An 18,961-nucleotide genomic window follows, 5' to 3' on the forward strand; every position below is an offset into this window, starting at 1 on the left:
TATTTAAAACTCGTATAGGCATTAAGCCGGTTTTGTTAGCCCAAAAAATTCACGGGCAGTCAACTCATCACGCGCAATCTGCGCTTTTAGTTCATCCAGCGAGGCAAATCGCTGTTCGCTGCGTATTTTTTTACGCAGTACTACATCTATATGGCGACCATACAGGTCCATTACAACGTCCAATAGATGCACTTCCAACTGCTGGCGTACGCCTGCTACCGTCGGGCGGGTGCCGATGTTGGCGACGCCGGGCAACGGTTTGTCACCCAGTCCCATCACTTCAACCGCATAAACACCTTTCACCGGAGAAACCTGACGACGAAGCGGTAAGTTTGCCGTCGGAAAACCGATGGTGCGCCCTAACTCATCACCGTGAACGACGCGTCCTGAGATAGTAAAAGGATGCCCAAGCAGGCTTTCGGCCAGTTGCAGGTTATCTTCGGCCAGCGCCTGACGTACTGCGGTGCTGCTGATACGCACACCGCCTTCACAGAAGGTTTGGGTGCTGGTGATATCAAAACCATACTCAGCGCCCGCTTCCTGTAATAACAAGAAATCGCCCGCACGGCTAGCGCCAAAGCGGAAATCATCGCCAACGGCAAGAAATTGTACACCAAGGCGCTTCACCAGCAGGTCGCTGATGAAGGTCTGCGCCGTTAATGCGGCGAAACGCCTGTCAAAACGCACACACAGCACGTAGTCCACACCGCATTCGGACAGATAACGCAGTTTTTCCCGCAGGCGGGTAAGGCGCGCAGGTGACTTGTCCGTCGCAAACAGTTCCAGCGGTTGTGGCTCGAAAATCATTACCACCACCGGTAAATTGCGTTTGCGCCCTTCTTCCCGTAAGCCTTGCAGCAACGCACGGTGGCCACGGTGCACACCGTCGAAATTACCAATAGTCAGCACACACCCATGCGGGGCCTGGCTGAGATTATGTATGCCTCGTATCAGCTTCATGTCTGGCTCAAAACAGTGAAAATCGTGAAAGTATACCCTGTACCGCGGTCAAGGTTAACCGGCGATTGTTTCTACGAAACAGAAAGAGGATGGTTTTCATTGTTATGAAACAAATTGACGCCCTTCACGGGTACACCAATGCAATTTTTCTCGTCGAAAAGCTGTATTCACGCCACGCAAGCTGGTAGAATCCTGCGCCATCACTACGCAACGAGTGCTGGAATTTAAACGGCGCTTATTTGCACAAATCCATTGACAAAAGAAGGCTAAAAGGGCATATTCCTCGGCCTTTGAATTGTCCATATAGAACACATTTGGGAGTTGGACCTTGGCTAATATCAAATCAGCTAAGAAGCGCGCCGTTCAGTCTGAAAAGGCCCGCAAGCACAACGCTAGCCGTCGCTCTATGATGCGTACTTTCATCAAGAAAGTATACGCAGCTATCGAAGCTGGCGACAAAGCTACTGCACTGAAAGCATTTAACGAAATGCAACCAATCGTGGACCGTCAGGCTGCTAAAGGTCTGATCCACAAAAACAAAGCTGCACGTCATAAAGCAAACCTGACTGCACAGATCAACAAACTGGCTTAATCGCCTGCTTGTTGACGCTTTGTGAAAAAACCCGTGAAAGCGGGTTTTTTTATGCCTGCTATCTGGCGTTTTTCTCTTCAACCACTGATGTTGTTCTCACTCGCCCACGCTCTTCCTGACCAGCCTGTTTTTTCAGCTATCCCTCCCTTAGTTAGTCGCGTCGCGTAATACTTGAAAGTTATTTTCTTTCACTGTTTTCCTTTTTTTATTTCATTATTAAAAAACTGTGACCACCTTAGCAAATAGAAACATCGCTCATTCAAAAACGAATAAACGCAATCCTGATGTAAGATTTGATAATTGATTGCTGCGGTAGGGTCAACTACTTTCCATGTACACCTTACTCACTCATTTTAATCTGAGGTTAAATTCAGTAACGACATAAAAAATAATATTTAAAACTTGCTTGGAAAGTAAAAGTTGTTTTTCTGGGCGTATCGCACCAATATCGGAGTTATTATTATGAGTTCTGTTATTGAGGATACCCAGTCTTGCGGGTCAGCATCATTATCTTTACTACAGCGTATTAGCTACGGCTCTTTGGATGTGGCAGGTAATCTACTGTACTGTTTCGGCTCAACCTACATCTTATATTTCTACACTGACGTTGCGGGTATTAGTCTCGCCGTAGCAGGTGTCATCCTGCTGTTGGCGCGTATCGTAGATGGTATAGATGCCCCAATCTGGGGGATCATTATCGATAAAACACGTTCACGTTACGGTAAATGTCGTCCCTGGTTCTTATGGCTGCCGCTGCCTTTTGGTGTATTCAGCGCGCTGTCATTTTGGTCTCCAGATATCAGTATGACAGGAAAAGCCATATATGCAGCAATATCCTACATGATTGCCAGTATTTTATTTACCGGACTCAATACACCGCTCAGCGCAATATTACCTCTAATGACTCTGTCCCCTAAGGAACGGCTGGTATTAAATTCCTGGAGAATGACCGGGGGACAAATTGGGGTTTTATTAATGAATGCCACAGCATTACCCCTGGTTGCATTTTTAGGCAACGGAAATGATCATGCCGGATTTATTTACACGGCAATTCTGTTTGCTGCGATATCCTGTTCGCTAACGCTTTTCGCCTTTAAAAATATCCGCGAAATGGATGCGGATAAAATACAGCAAGAACCCAAACTGCCGATGAAAAAAAGTTTCACGGCAATGAAAGGTAACTGGCCATGGATCCTGATGGTGCTGGCCAATCTGATCTTCTGGATTGCCCTGCAACAGCGGTCCACAACCATTGTTTATTATCTGACCTACAACCTCGATCGCAAAGACCTGGTTCCGCTGATTAACAGTCTGGCGACGATTCAGATCCTGTTCATCATCGCCATCCCTTTCTTTAGCAAATTCCTGGCTAAAACCTGGATATGGGTAGGAGGCTTGCTGGTCGCCACGTTCGGCGGCGTCTTGATGTGGCTGGCGGCAGACAACATACCTTTCCTCATCGCGGCCTGGGTGCTCGGCAATATCGGTAGCGGAATCGCCTGCTCAATGCCGTTTGCCATGTTGGGCTTTGCCGTCGACTTCGGTGCCTGGAAAACGGGCATCAAGGCCACGGGCATTCTTATCGCCTTCGGCAGTACTTTCTGCATCAAGATGGGCAGTGGTCTGGGTACCGCTTTCGCCGCCTGGATCATGAACAGTTTTGGCTATGCCCCGAACCATGCCCAAAGCGCTGCGGGCCTGGAAGGCATTACCTGGGCCTTTATCTGGGCGCCCGCCCTACTCTTCGCACTCGCGGCGATCCCGCTACTTTTCTTCCGTAAGTACGAAGCAATGGAAGAGACGATTCGCCACGATCTGGAAACCATCACCCAATAACTTTCTTAATCTTTACCCTCAAAATATGGGAGGCACCACCATGCCATTTGTGCAACATGACCCGCGTCGTCTGGTCTGGCAGCAAAACGATCGCTATTTGTGGATTGAACCCTGGGGCGAGAACAGCCTGCGCGTACGCAGTGGTCGTCATCTGCCGGTAATGAGAAATGAAGACTGGGCATTGACTGAGCCAGTCGCAGAAAGCCACTGCCACATCGATTATGAGCACCACCAGGCGACAATGACCAACGGCAAAATTATCGCTATCGTCAATCAAAAAGGACAAGTTACCTTTTACCGTCATCCACACAAACCCCTGTTGCAGGAGTTCTGGCGCCTGCGGGGCGAAATTGGCGAGGATGAATCTTCTCACGGCCAGTACGTCAGCGCACTCAACCTTGAGGGACGCGAATTCCGCCCTATTCAGGGTGGGAAATATTCACTTAAAGCCCGCTTCGAAGCCACCGAAGGGGAAAAAATTTACGGCATGGGCCAATATCAGCAGGCCAATCTGGATCTCAAAGGATGCGTGCTCGAACTGGCCCAGCGCAACTCTCAGGCCTCGGTGCCCTTTATGCTCTCAAGCCTGGGCTACGGATTTTTATGGAACAATCCGGCGGTCGGCCGCGTGACATTCGCCCACAACGTGACCGAGTGGGAAGCTCAAATCAGCGAGCAGCTGGACTACTGGATCACCGCTGGCGATACCCCGGCAGAAATTAGCCGGGCGTATGCGCTCGCCACGGGCACGCCGCCGATGATGCCGGATTACGCCATGGGCTTCTGGCAGTGCAAGTTACGTTATCGCACTCAGGAGGAGTTGCTCGCCGTCGCCCGCGAGTACAAACGGCGCAATCTCCCCATCTCGGTAATCGTGATCGATTTCTTCCACTGGCCAAATCAGGGGGACTGGATGTTCGACTCGCGGGACTGGCCCGATCCCGATGCCATGATCGCCGAGCTAAAATCGCTGGGTATTGAGCTAATGGTCTCCGTCTGGCCAACTGTGGATAGCCGAACCGAGAGCTATCGGGAGATGCGCGAAAACGGCTGGCTGGTGCAAACAGAGCGCGGATTGCCAATTAATATGGATTTCCTCGGCAATACCACTTTCTTTGATGCCACCCATCCCGACGCTCGCGACTACGTATGGGGTAAAGCAAAACGCAACTATTACGATAAAGGCGTGAAGCTCTTCTGGCTAGACGAAGCCGAGCCGGAGTTCAGCGTTTACGACTACGATAATTATCGCTACCACGCCGGACCGGTGCTGGAAGTGGGCAATATCTACCCGCGAATGTACGCCAAAACCTTTTTTGACGGCATGAAAGCCGATGGCGAAGACCAGGTTATCAACCTGCTACGCTGCGCCTGGGCCGGAAGTCAGAAATACGGCGCGCTGGTCTGGTCAGGTGATATCCACTCATCGTTTCGTTCTCTGCGCAATCAGTTTGCCGCCGGGATGAACATGGGTATTGCAGGTATCCCGTGGTGGACAACAGATATTGGCGGCTTTCATGGCGGCAATATTCACGACCCACACTTTCATGAGTTGCTGATTCGCTGGTTCCAGTGGGGCGTGTTTAGCCCAGTGATGCGCCTGCACGGCAACCGCGATCCGCAGATTTTACCAGAACATCCTTACCGTGACGGTATTGCCCAGTGTCCGACCGGGGCGGCAAACGAAGTGTGGAGCTATGGTGAAGAGGTGTGCGAAGTGTTGACCGGCTGTCTGACGTTGCGAGAAAAGTTAAAGCCGTACATCAAAGCGGTGATGGCGGAAACACACCAACGCAATGCCCCGGTTATGCGCACCCTGTTTTTTGAATTCCCAGAACAGACAAGGAGTTGGGAGATTACCGATCAGTACTGTTTTGGTCCCGATCTGCTGATTGCTCCGGTGATGCATGAAGGCATGCGCGAGCGTGACGTTTGGCTACCGGAAGGGGAAACATGGACGGATCTTGCAACCGGCGAGAGCTATCAGGGAGGACAAACGCTGCGCTATGACGCTCCCCTGAACAGAATTCCGGTATTTATCCGCGAAGGCGGGCAGTATCGTAATATGTTGAAACTGTAGTCAAAGTCCGGCTGCGGTTAGTACACCGCAGCCGGCAACATGAAGGCGTTTAGACCTGTGGCGACTTGAACAGTGCTGAGTAGTCCGCATTGCAAATACGCTGCACCGCCGGATGCTGGATCATCCTTTCCGCAAATATGGCGTGATACTCCTCCATCACATTCTCTACGCGTCCAATTTCAACAATAGAATCATCGGCATAGAAATTGTGTGAATACAGAGTAGGCGCAACGAAAATGGCATTATGCGTTGCGCCAAACGCTTTCATCAGCGCAGCATCATCAAACTCGCCGAGGATTTCGACATTCAATCCTTGTGAGTTAATCCAGTTCAGCAGCTTACGTCCAAGCATCGAACGACGACCTGGGATCAGTAATCGACGCTCCTCAAGGCAGGCCGGGAAGGGTTTTTCAGGCAGCGGTTTGGTGCACCAAAAACTCACGCTGCATTCGCCTATCCGCACTGAGAACAGCCCTTCCTGCTGCGTAGAGTCGATCGGGCAGTCGGAGATAATCATATCCAGCTTATGCTGACTGAGTTGATCCAACAGCATCTCATGTGTTGACTCAAAACAACGCAGATGGATTTGTTCATCTTCAACCACAGCGGCATCAAGCACGCTACTGACCAGCTGCTTCGATAGCGCATCCGCCACGCCGACATCAAACAGTAAATTAGACTCTTTGCGGTAGTTCACGATATCCAGCATTTCCTGGCTTAAGGTGAACATCTTATCCGCATAACGAAAAACCAATTCGCCTAACTCACTAGGCTCCAGTCCACGCCCCTTGCGCTTGAACAGCTTTCCCTGCAAACGTTCCTCAAGCGCTTTAATCTGTCCGGTAATGGTTTGCGGCGTCAGATAAAGCGCTTCTGCAGCGCCAACCACCGAACCTTCTTTATAGACATGCCAAAAGTAGTACAGGTGGTTGTAGTTTATATGAGACATACTCTCTCCCTGAAAATTGTCACGAAAGGGCTATCCCGTCAGGCTGACGCGTTCAACCGGGTGCGTAACCAGCAGTAACCAATTACCGCCGACAGTAAGGAGCCAATCAGGATCCCCAGTTTCGCCCAGTTAATCAGCTCAGGATCGACGTTCCCAAACGCCAGGCTGGCGATAAAAATCGACATCGTAAAGCCAATGCCGCACAGAATGCCGACCGCCATAATCTGCTGGAAATTCGTTCCCTCTGGCAATTGCGCCACCTTGAGGCGTAACGCCAGCCAGCAAAACAGACTGATACCCAACGGTTTACCGATCAACAAACCAGCAATGATCCCCAGCGGTAACACCGAGGTCAGTCCATCAATAGTAACGCCCTGCAGTGAAACGCCCGCGTTGGCGAAGGCAAACAGTGGCAGGATCAGGTATGCCACCCATGGATGCAGAACATGCTCCAGTCGCTTCGCCGGTGAACGCCCGTGTTTTTCCTTTAACGGAATGAAGAAACCGACGATCACGCCAGCCAGCGTCGCATGCACGCCGGACTTCAGTACCGCAGTCCATAGCACCACGCCCACCAGAATATAAATCCCGGTACGTCTCACGCCACACAGATTCAAGGCCGCCAGGACGAGAATGGCACACGCGGCAACGCCCAGCGACAGCAGCGAGAGATCGCTGGTGTAGAACAGTGCGATGATTACGATAGCGCCGAGGTCATCAATAATCGCCAGCGCCATCAGGAATATTTTCAACGCCAGCGGTACACGGCTGCCCAACAGCGCCAGCACGCCTAATGCAAAAGCGATATCCGTTGCCGCCGGGATCGCCCACCCTTCACGGGTGATGGGATCGGCATAGTTGAATGCTAGGTACAGCAGCGCCGGGACAATCATGCCCCCGATAGCGGCAATGATCGGAAACGCTGCCTGACGCAGGCTGGCCAGCGAGCCTTGCATCAACTCACGCTTCACCTCCAGACCAATCAACAGGAAGAACACCGCCATCAACGCGTCGTTGATCCACAGCAGCATATTTTTGTTGATCTCAAGCGCGCCAACCCGCAGTTGAACGGGCGTTTCCAAAAAGGCGTGGTACCATCCACTGGTTACCCCGATGTTTGCCATCAGCATAGCGACCACGGCAGCGATGATCAGAATGATGCCCCCCGAGGCGTCACTACTAAAAAAACGATGCAGATGTTTCACTTTTATTCTCTCTATTGGGTGAATACTTCGTAAATACTATCTTACACCCTCAAAAAGCTCGTTAAAATTAGATTATTTGTGATTGATAGATCGGTTTTTACGATGCATCCAAATAAAGTCGATAAAGATTTTCCGAGCGGAAAACAGAAATAAAAAAGCCTGAGGCTTTTCAGTCCCAGGCTTTTTATTCGAGATAAAACGGCGAATTAGCGAGTCAGATCGTCAAAGAACTTCTTCACACCGTCGAAGAAACTTTTGGAGCGCGGACTGTTTTGTTCACCCGTCGGGCCGCCAAAGCTGTCCTGCAAATCTTTCAGAAGTTGCTTCTGCTTGTCATTCAGGCCAACCGGGGTTTCCACTACCACGCGGCAAAGCAGGTCTCCCTGAGCGCCACCGCGTACAGACTTGACGCCCTTTCCACGCATGCGGAAAAGTTTGCCAGTTTGCGTTTCGCCCGGAATTTTTAGCTTCACGCGACCATCCAGCGTCGGGACTTCAATCTCGCCGCCCAGAGCAGCCATCGCAAAGTTGATCGGCACTTCGCAGTAGAGGTTGTTGCCTTCACGTTCGAAAATTGGGTGTTGTTTTACCTGCACCTGAACGTACAAATCACCTGCTGGCGCGCCATGCTCACCGGCTTCGCCTTCACCAGACAAACGGATACGGTCGCCGGTATCAACCCCAGCCGGGATTTTAACAGACAGCGTTTTGCTCTTCTCAACGCGACCATGCCCGTGGCATTTGTTGCACGGATCTTTGATCAGCGTACCGCGGCCCTGACAGTGTGGACAGGTCTGCTGTACGGCAAAAAAGCCCTGACGCATCTGCACCTGACCAGAACCGTGACAGGTTGGACAGGTTTGCGGCTGAGTGCCCGCCTTCGCGCCGCTACCGTGGCAGACGTCACACTCTTCCAGAGTCGGAATACGGATCTCTTTGGTGACGCCACGCACGGCTTCTTCCAGAGTGAGATCCATGTTGTAACGTAAATCAGCACCACGTGAGGCGCGCTGACGACCACGACCGCCGCCAAAGATATCGCCAAACACGTCACCAAAGATATCGCTGAAATCAGCCCCGCCGCCAAAACCGCCGCCGCCGCCCATGCCGCCTTGCTCAAACGCAGCATGACCGTACTGATCGTAGGCCGCACGTTTTTGCGCATCGGTCAGGATCTCGTACGCTTCTTTGATCTCTTTAAACTTGGCTTCGGCCTCTTTATCACCCTGGTTGCGGTCCGGGTGATATTTCATGGCCAGGCGCTTGTAGGCCTTTTTGATTTCACGCTCTTCCGCTGATTTGGAAACGCCTAAAATCTCGTAATAGTCTTGCTTAGCCATCTCTTTTTATCTGCCCCTAACATGCGTGCACGGGCGGAGAGGAAACCTCTTCGCCCGTGCCAGTAATTACCCGTTCAAAGGGCGATTATTTTTTGTCTTTCACTTCTTCAAACTCGGCGTCGACAACGTCGTCATCTTTCGCGTTATTTGCAGAAGCATCAGCGCCTGCTGCACCAGCCTGTTGCTGTGCGTGCTGCTGCTGAGCGATTTCCATCAGTTTCTGGGAAACCTGTGCCAGCGCCTGCATTTTCGCTTCGATATCCGCTTTGTCTTCACCTTTCAGAGAAGTTTCCAGCGCGGTCAGTGCAGACTCGATGGCAGTTTTGTCGTCAGCCGGCAGTTTGTCGCCTGCTTCTTCAACCTGCTTGCGAGTGCTGTGCAGCAGATGGTCACCCTGGTTACGGGTCTGAACCAGCTCTTCAAACTTACGGTCAGATTCTGCGTTCGCTTCTGCTTCGCGAACCATTTTCTGAATTTCTTCTTCGTTCAGACCAGAAGAAGCCTTGATGGTGATCTTCTGCTCTTTACCGCTGTTTTTGTCTTTCGCGGAAACGTGCAGGATACCGTCGGCATCGATGTCAAAAGTAACTTCGATCTGCGGCATACCGCGCGGAGCCGGGCTGATACCATCCAGGTTAAACTGACCCAGATCTTTGTTATCAGCAGCACGTTTACGTTCACCCTGCAGCACATGGATGGTTACCGCAGACTGGTTGTCTTCAGCGGTAGAGAACACCTGGCTGTGCTTGGTCGGGATAGTGGTGTTTTTCGCGATCAGCGGAGTCATTACGCCACCCATGGTTTCGATACCCAGAGACAGCGGGGTAACGTCCAGCAGCAGCACGTCTTTAACATCACCGGTCAATACACCACCCTGAACAGCAGCACCGATTGCTACGGCTTCGTCCGGGTTAACGTCTTTACGCGGTTCTTTACCGAAGAACTCAGCGACTTTCTTCTGCACCATCGGCATACGCGTCTGACCACCAACGAGGATAACGTCGTTGATATCAGATACGGACAGGCCAGCATCCTGCAGAGCAACTTTCAGCGGCTCGATAGAACGGTTAACCAGGTCTTCAACCAGGCTTTCCAGTTTCGCACGGGTCACTTTGATGTTCATATGTTTCGGACCGGTCGCGTCTGCAGTGATGTACGGCAGGTTCACGTCGGTCTGCTGAGCGGAAGACAGCTCGATCTTCGCTTTCTCAGCGGCTTCTTTCAGACGCTGCATCGCCAGCGGGTCATTACGCAGGTCGATACCCTGATCTTTCTTAAACTCGTCAACCAGGTAGTTGATCATACGGCTGTCGAAGTCTTCACCACCCAGGTGGGTATCACCGTTGGTTGCCAGAACTTCGAAGGTTTTTTCGCCGTCAACTTCGTCGATTTCGATAATAGAGATATCGAAAGTACCACCACCGAGGTCATATACCGCGATAGTACGGTTGCCGACTTCTTTATCCAGACCGTAAGCCAGCGCAGCTGCGGTTGGTTCGTTGATGATACGTTTTACTTCCAGACCTGCGATACGACCGGCGTCTTTAGTTGCCTGACGCTGAGCATCGTTAAAGTATGCAGGTACGGTGATAACTGCTTCAGTTACCGGCTCACCCAGGTAATCTTCAGCCGTTTTCTTCATTTTTTTCAGCACTTCAGCAGAAATCTGCGGCGGTGCCAGTTTCTGACCTTTTACGTCAATCCATGCATCACCGTTGTCAGCACCGATGATTTTGTACGGCATGATAGCTTCATCACGCTGTACTTCTTCGTCCTGGAAGCGGCGGCCAATCAGGCGTTTAATCGCAAACAGGGTGTTTTGCGGGTTTGTCACTGCCTGACGTTTAGCCGGCTGACCAACCAGAGTTTCACCATCCTGGGTATAAGCAATGATAGAAGGCGTGGTGCGATCGCCCTCGGCGTTCTCCAGCACACGTGCAGTAGTGCCATCCATAATCGCTACACAAGAGTTGGTAGTACCCAGGTCGATACCAATAATTTTACCCATCTAAACGTCTCCACTAAAAATTCGGTCATCATGTGGTTGTGAATCTGTAATAAGGGCGAAACGTGCGGTTTCAACTACCCTGAATCGTTTTTTTTCAGACTCACCACTGCGGTTGCTTACAAGATGGGGTCGTAACCCACGTCATCAAGGGGGGCATGAAAATTTTTTTTAGCCTTGTGGCAATAAAATCGCAGAAAAAAGGCTAAAAGATTAAAAAATGAATAGTCTCAAATCAAAATTAATTCATAAAACAGATAAATTCAGCACAGTCATTCACATAAAAATTGTAATAAAAAGAAAAGATTACAAGCATGAATCATGATTCTGACAGCGGTAAGATGGTCTGAAACGACACACTTTTACAGCCGTCAAAGAGAAATTCCATGAAATCCGTATTAACCCTTTCCGCCAGCCTGCTTATGGGCCTGCTGCTGAGCAGCGCCGCACACGCTAACGATCATAAAGTCCTCGGCGTGATCGCCATGCCTCGTAATGAAACCAACGATCTAACGCTGAAACTTCCTGTTTGCCGCGTGGTGAAACGCATTCAACTTACGGCCGATCATGGTGATTTACAGCTCAGTGGTGCATCGGTTTATTTCAAAGCTGCCCGCATGTCCAGCCAGAGTCTGAACGTGCCTTCCTCCATCAAAGAAGGGCAAACGACCAATTGGATCAACATCAATAGCGACAACGACAATAAGCGCTGCGTGAAAAAAATTACCTTCTCCGGCCATACGGTGAACTCTTCTGATATGGCGACGCTGAAAATCATCGGCGACGACTAATTCCCCATACTTTTATTCAAAAGCCATAGAAACATGAATGTCACCTATTTGAATGACGACGATCTCGATTTTCTTCAGCATTGCAGTGAGGAGCAGCTCGCCAATATTACCCGCCTGCTTACACATAATGAAAAGGGGAAAGCCCGTCTGTCGAGCGTTCTCAACCACAACGATTTATTTAAATCGATGGAAGGACATCCGAAACAGCACCGCCGCAACTGGCAACTGATTGCTGGCGAACTGCAGCATTATGGGGGCGACAGCATTGCCAATAAACTCCGTGGACATGGAAAACTGTATCGGGCGATTTTGCTGGACGTTTCGAAGCGTCTGAAGATTAAAGCTGATAAAGAGATGTCCACGTTCGAAATTGAACAGTCTCTGCTGGAGCACTTTTTACGCAACGCCTGGCAAAAAATGGATGCCGGACAAAAGCAGGAATTTCTGCAGGCTGTCGATGCAAAAGTTTCTGAACTGGAAGAACTGCTACCGTTATTATTGAAGGATCGTCACCTGGCAAAAGGCGTCTCTCACCTGCTCTCCGGCCAGTTAACCAAAATTCTGCGAACCCACGCCGCCGTCAGCGTAATCGGGCACGGATTACTGCGCGGAGCCGGACTTGGCGGCCCGGTAGGTGCGGCTTTAAATGGGGTTAAAGCGGTGAGCGGCAGCGCTTATCGGGTGACGATCCCGGCTGTACTCCACATTGCCTGCCTGCGCAGAATGTTCAACCACGCACAAGCGTGATGCCCATCACAGGGAAAATAATTCGTTTTCCCTTCGTTAGATCATAGACAGTGCCCTCTCCCCTGATTATTATGCCGCGCCCCGAAGACAGTGATCGTTATTTGGGGAAACTATTTCACCATTCAATCAATGATGATTTTGAGGAATTATGGGCAACACTAAGTTGGCTAATCCGGCACCGCTGGGCCTGATGGGCTTTGGCATGACCACCATTCTGCTTAACCTGCATAACGCGGGTTTCTTCGCTTTAGACGTTATTATTCTGGCGATGGGCATTTTCTACGGCGGTATCGCGCAAATTTTTGCCGGTCTTCTGGAATATAAAAAAGGCAACACCTTCGGTTTAACCGCCTTTACCTCCTACGGTTCGTTCTGGCTGACGCTGGTTGCGATTCTGCTGATGCCGAAAATGGGCCTCGCGGATGCAACCAATGGTCAGTTCCTGGGCGCTTACCTGGGTCTGTGGGGCGTGTTCACTCTGTTCATGTTCTTCGGTACGCTGAAAGCCGCGCGCATGCTGCAGTTCGTGTTCCTGAGCCTGACAGTGCTGTTCGCCCTGCTGGCCGTTGGCAACATTGCAGGTAACGAAGCAATCATTCACGTAGCGGGTTGGGTTGGCTTAGTGTGTGGCGCAAGCGCCATTTACCTGGCGATGGGTGAAGTGCTGAACGAACAGTTTGGCCGTACCATCCTGCCGATTGGTGAAGCGCACTAATCTGACAATATCCCCCCTGAAGGGGGGATATTCCTTACAAACGCTGTAACTCTCCCTGTACGCTCGTATCGCGATGATAAATATCCTGTCGCAGCCAAATCCCCAGACCTAACCCCACCAGCGATAACGCCAGCACATACCAGGCCGGAGCCATTGGCGACACGCTCATTAACATCGTCACGGCGATTGGCGTCAGACCACCAAAAATGGCATATGAGACGTTATAGGAAAAGGAAATGCCGGTAAAACGGACTTCCGCCGGAAACGCCCGCACCATGACATAAGGCACTGCGCCGACCACGCCAACGCATAATCCCACCAGCCCGTATAACAGGAACAAGTGCTGAGGATGGCTGCCGGTCAGGTGATAGAAAAACCAGCTCGAACAGGCCAGCAGCAGGCTGCCGACAATAAAGGTTTTGCTGGCGCCGACCCGGTCGACAATAAATCCGGCCAGCAGACAGCCGACGCACAGCATAATGGTAGCGACACTGTTGGCCTGTAGCGTTAGCGCGGGTGCAAAGCCATACTGCTTCTGCAACCAGACTGGTGACATCAGGATCACCACCACAATCCCGGCCGATAACAGCCAGGTCAGCAGCATTGAAATAACCACCGCTTTTTTATGCTTACTCACCACCGACTTCACCGGTAGCTCTTGCGCAAGTGCTTTACGCTGCTGCATTTCGAGGAAGATGGGCGTTTCCTGCAACCAGCGGCGCAGGTACATCGCCACCAGCCCAAAAACGCCCCCCAGCAGGAACGGGATACGCCAGCCGTAGTCATGCACCGCCTGTTGCGTCAGGTTGGTATTCACCAGCGTCGCAACCACCGACCCCAACAGAATCCCCACCGTCAGCCCGGCGGTCAGCGTGCCACAGGCAATGCCGATGCGGCGCTCCGGTACATGCTCCGCCACGAACACCCACGCGCCCGGCACTTCTCCGCCGATGGCAGCGCCTTGCAAAATGCGCATCAGCAGTAACAACAACGGTGCGAGGATCCCCATTGAGGCGTAGGTAGGCAAAAGACCAATCGCCAGCGTCGGTATCGCCATCAGCAAAATGCTCAGGGTGAACATTTTCTTACGCCCGACCAGATCGCCAAAGTGCGCCATGATGATGCCACCCAGCGGACGCGCCAGATATCCGGCGGCAAAAATGCCGAAGGTTTGCACCTGACGTAGCCACTCAGGAATGTCTGCCGGAAAGAAGAGTTCACCAACAACAGCGGCAAAGAAGACGAAGATAATGAAATCATAAAACTCAAGCGCACCGCCGAGGGCAGCAAGCGTAAGAGTTTTATAATCCTGGCGATTCAGCGGTCGAGTGTGTTGTGACATAGCAAACCATCAGTCAGTGGAGTTATTGAATCTGTCTGTCGATATATGTAAAGCAAAATTACTATATCGTAAACAATTCAATACTCCACTGTGATTGGCACTTATGTCACGATCGGGCTACTTTCAGGCGTTTGTATCGCGAATTGCGCTTTTAGGACGAAAAGATGCTGCAACAGCCGGTGCGGTTTCCACATACGGCCCATCCAGCAACTGTATACAATACGGTACACTTGCAAAAATACCCGGTACGATAACCTTACCGTCGGCATCTTTCACGCCTTCCAGCGTTTCTTTGATCGATTTCGGCTGCCCAGGCAGATTCAGGATCAACGCCTGTTTGCGAATCACACCGACCTGGCGGGAGAGAATAGCCGTTGGCACAAAGTGCAGACTTATCTGGCGCATCTGTTCGCCAAAGCCTGGCATCTGGCGGTCAGCGACGGCAAGCGTAGCATCGGGGGTCACGTCGCGACGTGCCGGACCCGTTCCGCCAGTAGTCAGCACCAGATGACAGCTCATTTCATCCACCAGCTCGCATAAGGTCTGTTCGATGATCGCCTGTTCATCCGGGATCAGTCGCGTTTGCAGCTCAAAAGGGGTGGTAAGGGCAGATGCCAGCCACTCTTCAAGGGCCGGGATACCTTTATCCTGGTAAACGCCGCTGGAAGCACGGTCAGAAATGGAAACCAGGCCAATGCGTAAAGTATTCATGATTATTCCGTTTAAACAGTCTCGTTAAACAGAATGATACACTGCGAAAGGAAGGACAGACAGGTTTCAGAAGAGGTAGCGTGACCCATATCAGGGCCACGCATTAATGATTACAGCAGATCGCCGATCATTTTTTCCAGTTTACCCTGGTCTACAGCAAACTTACGGATACCGTCCGCCAGTTTATCTACAGCCATCGGATCCTGGTTGTGCTGCCACAGGAACTCAGCTTCGGTGATGCGTGCAGGACGCGCTTTCACTTCGCCGGAGAAGGACAGTTTACGTTCGATAGCGCCTTCGCTTTCCGCCAGCTCTTTCAGCAGTGCCGGAGCAATCGTCAGACGATCGCAGCCTGCCAGCTCAATGATTTCGCCGATGTTACGGAAGCTCGCACCCATCACCACGGTTTCGTAACCGTGCTGTTTGTAGTACTCGTAGATTTCCGTTACGGAAACCACACCCGGATCTTCTGCCGGTGCATACTCTTTCTTGTCGGTGTTGGCTTTGTACCAGTCAAGAATACGACCAACGAACGGAGAAATCAGGTATACGCCAGCTTCTGCACATGCACGTGCCTGCGCGAAGGAGAACAGCAGAGTCAGGTTACAGTTGATGCCTTCTTTTTCCAGCTGCTCAGCGGCACGGATGCCCTGCCAGGTTGAAGCCAGTTTAATCAGAATGCGATCGTTGCTGATGCCAGCATCGTTGTACATCTTGATCAGACGTTTTGCTTTCGCGATGGACGCGTCGGTGTCGTAAGACAGACGAGCGTCAACTTCAGTAGAGATACGACCCGGGACCAGTTTCAGGATCTCCAGACCGATATTTACTGCCAGTTTGTCGGTCGCGTCGACGATCTGCTGTGCGCGGTCGTTGCTCTGCTGCTTAGCCCAGGCTACAGCGTCATCAATCAGCTTGCGGTATTCTGGGATCTGCGCTGCGTTAAGAATGAGAGAAGGGTTAGTTGTGGCATCCTGAGGCTGATACAGCTTCATTGCCGCGATGTCTCCGGTGTCGGCCACTACTGTGGTGAACTGACGAAGGGAGGTCAATTTGTCCGTCATGATAGCGATTCTCTTTAAACAGCTTGTTAGGGGGATGTAACCGATCTTCCCTGATGATAGCACGACGCACTCTCAGCGCAACCGCTTGGATTGTACGACCCGCTGCTCAGCCCTGATTACGCATCTCAAAGCCTGTGATGCGCAATTGCGGGATATAACGATTGTTATGATAAACTCCCGCAATCACTCTCATGACAAGGTATATACTGGTCGATTATTGGTAGCGCTTACACGGAAATCTTCGCGCTTACCGGCATCAACAAGAGGGATGTTAATGCCTGATTTTTTCTCATTTATTAATGAAATACTCTGGGGATCGGTGATGATCTACCTCCTGCTTGGCGCAGGATGTTGGTTCACCTGGCGTACAGGGTTCGTGCAGTTCCGCTACATTCGCCAGTTTGGCACAAGTCTTAAAAACAGCATTAGCCCGCAGCCGGGCGGTTTAACTTCCTTTCAGGCACTGTGCACCAGCCTTGCCGCGCGTATCGGTAGCGGGAACCTGGCCGGCGTAGCGTTGGCGATCGCCGCTGGCGGCCCTGGAGCCATTTTCTGGATGTGGGTCTCAGCGGTCATTGGTATGGCAACGTCATTCGCCGAGTGCTCACTTGCCCAACTGTATAAAGAACGCGATAGCAAAGGACAGTTCCGCGGTGGTCCTGCGTGGTATATGGCACGTGGTCTGGGCATGCGCTGGATGGGCGTCCTTTTTGCCATCTTTTTACTGATTGCCTATGGACTGATTTTTAACAGCGTTCAGGCGAACTCGGTCTCTCGTGCGTTGACCTTTGCTTTTGACATCCCTCCCCTCTTCTCCGGTATCGCACTGGCAATAGTGTCATTACTGGTCATCGTCGGCGGTATTAAAGGCGTCGCACGCCTGATGCAATGGTTCGTTCCGATGATGGCACTGCTGTGGGTTGGAAGTAGCATCATCATCTGTCTGTGGCATATCGGGCAGCTTCCCGACATTATCGTCACCATTATAAAAAGCGCCTTTGGCTGGCAGGAAGCAGCAGCGGGTGCGGCCGGATATACGCTAAGCCAGGCTATTGCCAACGGTTTTCAGCGCGGCATGTTTTCTAACGAAGCCGGAATGGGATCTACGCCGAATGCAGCCGCATCGGCCGCCTCCTGGCCACCGCATCCTGCGGCACAAGGCATTGTGCAAATGATTGGGGTATTAGGCGACACTCTCGTGGTCTGTACGGCTAGCGCGATGATTATTCTGTTGGCAGGCAATGGCACCAGCTATGTGCCAATGGAAGGCATCCAGTTACTTCAAAAAGCAATGGTAACGCTGACGGGAGAATGGGGAGCCGGATTCGTGGCTTTTATTGTGATTCTGTTTGCCTTTAGCTCGATCGTCGCCAACTACATCTATGCGGAGAACAATCTCGTCTTTCTGAAACTGGACAATATGCGCATCATCTGGCTATTGCGAATCGCTACCATTAGCACCATTATCGGCGGAACGTTTGTCAGCTTCCCGCTGGTCTGGCAGTTGGCCGATATCATTATGGCTTGTATGGCCATTACTAACCTGACAGCGATTCTGCTGCTTTCTCCGGTTGTCCATACCATCGCCAGCGATTATCTGCGCCAGCGTAAACTCGGGGTGCGCCCGGAATTCGATCCGCACCGTTATCCTGATATCAGACAACAGCTTGCCCCCGAAAGCTGGGATGAAACGCCGCGCGGATAGCGCGGCAATCACAACCATCGATCAAATCTGTCGTTTTTTTTGCTAAAGTCGCAGTAAATTTCCTGCAAGGACTGGATATGCTGATTCTGATTTCACCTGCAAAAACGCTCGACTACCAAAGTCCGCTGGCAACAACACGCCATACGCTACCCGAACTGCTGGATCACTCTCAGCAGCTTATCCATGTGGCGCGCCAGCTCTCTGCGCCGCAGATTGGCAAGCTGATGGGAATTAGCGACAAACTGGCGGATTTGAATGCCACGCGTTTCCATGACTGGCAGCCTGACTTCACGCCGGACAATGCGCGCCAGGCCATTCTGGCATTTAAGGGCGACGTGTATACCGGGCTGCAGGCTGAAACCTTCAGCGAGGCGGATTTCGACTTCGCTCAGCAGCATTTAAGGATGTTGTCCGGACTGTACGGCGTTCTACGTCCACTGGATTTGATGCAGCCTTATCGTCTGGAGATGGGCATTCGTTTGGCCAATGCGAAGGGTAAAGATCTCTACCAGTTCTGGGGAGATATCATCACCGATAAACTTAATGAAGCACTTGAAGCACAAGGCGACAGCGTGGTGATTAATCTCGCTTCGGATGAGTATTTTAAATCCGTGAAGCCGAAAAAGCTCAATGCCGAGCTGATTAAACCAGTCTTCCTCGACGAGAAAAACGGCAAGTTCAAAGTCATCAGCTTTTATGCCAAGAAAGCGCGCGGCCTGATGAGCCGCTACATCATTGAGAACCGCTTAACGCAGCCGGAACAGCTGACCGCATTTAACAGCGAAGGCTATTTCTTTGATGAAGAAGCGTCAGGAAACGGCGAACTGGTGTTTAAACGCCACGAGCAATAATTTATATGCCGGATGACGGCTAACGCCTTATCCGGCCTACAGGTTTTGTAGGCCCGCTAAGCAAAGCG

Annotated in this window: 16 protein-coding genes and 1 pseudogene; 8 read left to right on the forward strand and 9 right to left on the reverse strand. The window is 51.4% G+C overall.

Features of this window, described 5'->3' with window-relative positions; genetic code table 11:
• Positions 1-21: 21 nt before the first annotated feature.
• Both ribF and SK39_RS27540 read right to left on the reverse strand, forming a co-directional pair.
• Positions 22-960 (reverse strand): bifunctional riboflavin kinase/FAD synthetase, encoded by a 939-nt coding sequence (ribF, locus tag SK39_RS07870; protein ID WP_048216851.1) that lies wholly within the window; start codon positions 958-960, stop codon positions 22-24.
• A 7-nt stretch (positions 961-967) separates the two neighbouring features.
• Positions 968-1,171: pseudogene (locus SK39_RS27540) on the reverse strand (DUF2575 domain-containing protein).
• A 117-nt stretch (positions 1,172-1,288) separates the two neighbouring features.
• Here SK39_RS27540 and rpsT point away from each other — a divergent pair.
• From rpsT to SK39_RS07885, 3 genes are all read left to right on the forward strand, one after another.
• Positions 1,289-1,552: a 30S ribosomal protein S20 gene (gene rpsT / locus SK39_RS07875; protein ID WP_003018940.1), complete on the forward strand. Its 264-nt coding sequence runs from the start codon at positions 1,289-1,291 to the stop codon at positions 1,550-1,552.
• 462 nt (positions 1,553-2,014) lie between these two features.
• Entirely contained in the window at positions 2,015-3,388 is a 1,374-nt protein-coding gene (locus tag SK39_RS07880; protein ID WP_048217401.1) for an MFS transporter, read from the forward strand.
• 40 nt (positions 3,389-3,428) lie between these two features.
• Positions 3,429-5,468 (forward strand): glycoside hydrolase family 31 protein, encoded by a 2,040-nt coding sequence (locus tag SK39_RS07885; RefSeq protein ID WP_003845653.1) that lies wholly within the window; start codon positions 3,429-3,431, stop codon positions 5,466-5,468.
• A gap of 49 nt (positions 5,469-5,517) precedes the next feature.
• Here the strand turns inward: SK39_RS07885 and nhaR are convergent, their stop codons facing one another.
• The 4 genes from nhaR to dnaK form a co-directional block, all read right to left on the reverse strand.
• Positions 5,518-6,417 (reverse strand): transcriptional activator NhaR, encoded by a 900-nt coding sequence (gene nhaR, locus SK39_RS07890; RefSeq protein ID WP_003018949.1) that lies wholly within the window; start codon positions 6,415-6,417, stop codon positions 5,518-5,520.
• Positions 6,418-6,455: 38 nt separating this feature from the next.
• Positions 6,456-7,622, reverse strand: a complete 1,167-nt coding sequence (nhaA, locus tag SK39_RS07895) for a Na+/H+ antiporter NhaA (protein WP_003018952.1) — start codon at positions 7,620-7,622, stop codon at positions 6,456-6,458.
• 206 nt (positions 7,623-7,828) lie between these two features.
• Positions 7,829-8,962: a molecular chaperone DnaJ gene (dnaJ, locus tag SK39_RS07900; protein ID WP_003837322.1), complete on the reverse strand. Its 1,134-nt coding sequence runs from the start codon at positions 8,960-8,962 to the stop codon at positions 7,829-7,831.
• A gap of 85 nt (positions 8,963-9,047) precedes the next feature.
• Positions 9,048-10,970, reverse strand: a complete 1,923-nt coding sequence (gene dnaK, locus SK39_RS07905; protein ID WP_003018959.1) for a molecular chaperone DnaK — start codon at positions 10,968-10,970, stop codon at positions 9,048-9,050.
• A 383-nt stretch (positions 10,971-11,353) separates the two neighbouring features.
• Between dnaK and SK39_RS07910 the strand changes: the two genes are divergently transcribed.
• From SK39_RS07910 to satP, 3 genes are all read left to right on the forward strand, one after another.
• Positions 11,354-11,758, forward strand: coding sequence for a DUF2541 family protein (locus SK39_RS07910; RefSeq protein ID WP_003018965.1), 405 nt, complete (start codon positions 11,354-11,356; stop codon positions 11,756-11,758).
• A 33-nt stretch (positions 11,759-11,791) separates the two neighbouring features.
• Positions 11,792-12,505 carry an acidic protein MsyB gene (gene msyB, locus SK39_RS07915; RefSeq protein WP_048216852.1) on the forward strand — a complete coding sequence of 238 codons (714 nt, stop codon included), beginning with the start codon at positions 11,792-11,794 and terminating at the stop codon, positions 12,503-12,505.
• Between the two features lie 148 nt (positions 12,506-12,653).
• On the forward strand, positions 12,654-13,220 hold the full coding sequence (gene satP / locus SK39_RS07920) for an acetate uptake transporter (protein ID WP_003018969.1): 567 nt from the start codon (positions 12,654-12,656) through the stop codon (positions 13,218-13,220).
• Between the two features lie 34 nt (positions 13,221-13,254).
• Here the strand turns inward: satP and SK39_RS07925 are convergent, their stop codons facing one another.
• The 3 genes from SK39_RS07925 to tal form a co-directional block, all read right to left on the reverse strand.
• The gene (locus SK39_RS07925; protein ID WP_003837314.1) at positions 13,255-14,562 is read right to left on the reverse strand and encodes an MFS transporter; all 1,308 of its coding nucleotides are present in this window, start codon (positions 14,560-14,562) and stop codon (positions 13,255-13,257) included.
• Positions 14,563-14,685: 123 nt separating this feature from the next.
• Complete coding sequence (gene mog / locus SK39_RS07930; protein ID WP_048216853.1) at positions 14,686-15,273, reverse strand: molybdopterin adenylyltransferase; 588 nt, start codon at positions 15,271-15,273, stop codon at positions 14,686-14,688.
• Positions 15,274-15,383: 110 nt separating this feature from the next.
• Positions 15,384-16,337 carry a transaldolase gene (gene tal, locus SK39_RS07935; protein ID WP_003018974.1) on the reverse strand — a complete coding sequence of 318 codons (954 nt, stop codon included), beginning with the start codon at positions 16,335-16,337 and terminating at the stop codon, positions 15,384-15,386.
• A gap of 274 nt (positions 16,338-16,611) precedes the next feature.
• On the opposite strand from tal, the gene SK39_RS07940 reads away from it, so the two are divergent.
• A complete protein-coding gene (locus tag SK39_RS07940) occupies positions 16,612-18,042 on the forward strand; it encodes an alanine/glycine:cation symporter family protein (RefSeq protein WP_003845646.1) in 1,431 nt (476 codons plus the stop codon).
• A gap of 77 nt (positions 18,043-18,119) precedes the next feature.
• Complete coding sequence (gene yaaA, locus SK39_RS07945; protein ID WP_003018978.1) at positions 18,120-18,893, forward strand: peroxide stress protein YaaA; 774 nt, start codon at positions 18,120-18,122, stop codon at positions 18,891-18,893.
• The last annotated feature ends 68 nt before the right edge of the window (positions 18,894-18,961 follow it).

The organism is Citrobacter sp. BIDMC107 (assembly GCF_001037575.1).
GTDB classification, from domain to species: Bacteria; Pseudomonadota; Gammaproteobacteria; order Enterobacterales; family Enterobacteriaceae; genus Citrobacter; species Citrobacter freundii.

Excerpts from the sequence above, each read along its gene's own strand:
- ribF (WP_048216851.1), bottom strand. The coding sequence starts at position 960 with ATGAAGCTGATACGAGGCATACATAATCTCAGCCAGGCCCCGCATGGG.
- SK39_RS07880 (WP_048217401.1), top strand. The coding sequence starts at position 2,015 with ATGAGTTCTGTTATTGAGGATACCCAGTCTTGCGGGTCAGCATCATTA.
- SK39_RS07885 (WP_003845653.1), top strand. The coding sequence starts at position 3,429 with ATGCCATTTGTGCAACATGACCCGCGTCGTCTGGTCTGGCAGCAAAAC.
- nhaR (WP_003018949.1), bottom strand. The coding sequence starts at position 6,417 with ATGTCTCATATAAACTACAACCACCTGTACTACTTTTGGCATGTCTAT.
- dnaJ (WP_003837322.1), bottom strand. The coding sequence starts at position 8,962 with ATGGCTAAGCAAGACTATTACGAGATTTTAGGCGTTTCCAAATCAGCG.
- dnaK (WP_003018959.1), bottom strand. The coding sequence starts at position 10,970 with ATGGGTAAAATTATTGGTATCGACCTGGGTACTACCAACTCTTGTGTA.
- SK39_RS07910 (WP_003018965.1), top strand. The coding sequence starts at position 11,354 with ATGAAATCCGTATTAACCCTTTCCGCCAGCCTGCTTATGGGCCTGCTG.
- msyB (WP_048216852.1), top strand. The coding sequence starts at position 11,792 with ATGAATGTCACCTATTTGAATGACGACGATCTCGATTTTCTTCAGCAT.
- satP (WP_003018969.1), top strand. The coding sequence starts at position 12,654 with ATGGGCAACACTAAGTTGGCTAATCCGGCACCGCTGGGCCTGATGGGC.
- SK39_RS07925 (WP_003837314.1), bottom strand. The coding sequence starts at position 14,562 with ATGTCACAACACACTCGACCGCTGAATCGCCAGGATTATAAAACTCTT.
- mog (WP_048216853.1), bottom strand. The coding sequence starts at position 15,273 with ATGAATACTTTACGCATTGGCCTGGTTTCCATTTCTGACCGTGCTTCC.
- tal (WP_003018974.1), bottom strand. The coding sequence starts at position 16,337 with ATGACGGACAAATTGACCTCCCTTCGTCAGTTCACCACAGTAGTGGCC.
- SK39_RS07940 (WP_003845646.1), top strand. The coding sequence starts at position 16,612 with ATGCCTGATTTTTTCTCATTTATTAATGAAATACTCTGGGGATCGGTG.
- yaaA (WP_003018978.1), top strand. The coding sequence starts at position 18,120 with ATGCTGATTCTGATTTCACCTGCAAAAACGCTCGACTACCAAAGTCCG.